This window comes from Chimaeribacter californicus, assembly GCF_002858675.1.
Lineage (GTDB): Bacteria > Pseudomonadota > Gammaproteobacteria > Enterobacterales > Enterobacteriaceae > Chimaeribacter > Chimaeribacter californicus.
Map to the genome: position 1 here is coordinate 1 of NZ_PJZF01000066.1, position 1,430 is coordinate 1,430.

The 1,430-nt window shown below is 56.9% G+C and carries 2 protein-coding genes and 1 pseudogene; all 3 read left to right on the forward strand.

The annotated features are described in order from the left end of the window. Positions 1-279 precede the first annotated feature (279 nt). Complete coding sequence (locus CYR55_RS23435; RefSeq protein WP_146001039.1) at positions 280-738, forward strand: hypothetical protein; 459 nt, start codon at positions 280-282, stop codon at positions 736-738. Then, positions 735-1,301: a hypothetical protein gene (locus tag CYR55_RS22815; RefSeq protein WP_241522221.1), complete on the forward strand. Its 567-nt coding sequence runs from the start codon at positions 735-737 to the stop codon at positions 1,299-1,301. Before CYR55_RS23435 ends, CYR55_RS22815 begins: the two co-directional genes overlap by 4 nt. A 31-nt stretch (positions 1,302-1,332) precedes the next feature. After that, positions 1,333-1,430 (forward strand): annotated as a pseudogene (locus tag CYR55_RS23440) (gamma-glutamyltransferase); the annotation flags it as partial.

Below are 1,430 nucleotides of genomic sequence, written 5' to 3' on the forward strand. Positions count from 1 at the left end.
AGGCAACCTGGGGTGATCTTCCTGTCGCTAAAGGCATGATGGAGCACCGCGCTGAGAAACAGGCTGGTGATGACTGGCGCGCGCCGGTCAGCGGGTTTGATGTGCAGCCTGGTTATGCCCACTTCGTGGATTTTGAAAGCAACTCCGCCAGCGGCGAGGGTGAGATCCCATCTTCCTGACAGGACATAAATGCACTTTGACACTGTTTTTTGTGTAGCGCCGGGACCTTCGCTGACAAAAGCAGACTGTGAAAGGGTTGAAAGGGCGGGGTATCCCGTCGTGGCAGTGAATAACGCATATGGGATGTTCCGACAACCATATGCCTTGTTTGCTGGTGATGATGATTGGTGGCGGCAATATGCCGGCGACATCCCTGCGGGGATCCGCTTATGCACCGCATCACGCAAAGCAAGCAATCGCCTTGGCATCGAATACCAGCGCTTTGGCGATTCTCAAGTCCGATTCAACTCCGGCTCTATGGCCATCCAGTTTGCGGCAAGTCTCGGTGCAAAACGCATCTTCTTACTGGGCTATGACTGCTCTCTGAAAGAAGGTGTGCATTTTCATGGGCTGCACGCCGGCGGTTTGCGTAACCCGACCCAGGTCAGCGTTACCAGGTGGCAACAGCATTTCGCCGGTGTCCGCAACGAACTGCGGCACATCGACATTTTCAACTGTTCCCGGAGAACGGAATTAACATGCTTCCCCAAAAAAAGCCTGGAGACGGTGATCGCGTGATCATCGTGGCTTCGGGCCCTTCTGCTGAGAAATTTGTGCCGCCGCGCGGCGTACCGATCATCGCTGTGAACGGTGCTATCGACTGGCTGAGCCGTGCCACCTATTTCTTTACCCTGGATCCGTCCGTCCTGAATATGCGCCGGCTGCTTGCCCGCCGGCGCGACGTTCGCTATTTCTCTGCCGGCATCACTGCGCCTGGTGTGCATGAGCTGGAGCGCATCTCTTACCGTGCCGCTGAACCCCGGGTTAAAGGCTCTGCGGAATGGTGGCTCTGGCGCTGGTCAGCGAAGCGTGGGCTGTCTGAAGACCCAACCAAGATCCACAACGGTAACTCTGCCTGGGGCGCATTGGGGCTGGCTTACCACCTGGGCTTTAAAAACGTGGCGTTGGTCGGGGTCGATGCAACCCAGGAGGCGCGCTATCACAGCGGCGGCCGGCCGAACAACCTTTCTCACTTGCCGATCCTGTTTTATTCAGCGTTACCACAAATCAACGTGGTGTCCTGCGGCAAGCTCAATTCCATCCCTCAAATGAGTATTCAACAATGGCTAAAAAACAGCTGAAAATTGCCCTGGTGTACCGCACCGGCGGCGCGTGTGGCTCGGCGTGATGGACAGCAGCGGGCTGGCGGTTTCGTTTATCCAGAGCCTTTACCACGAATTCGGCAGTGGCGTCGTGCTGCCCGGCAGCGG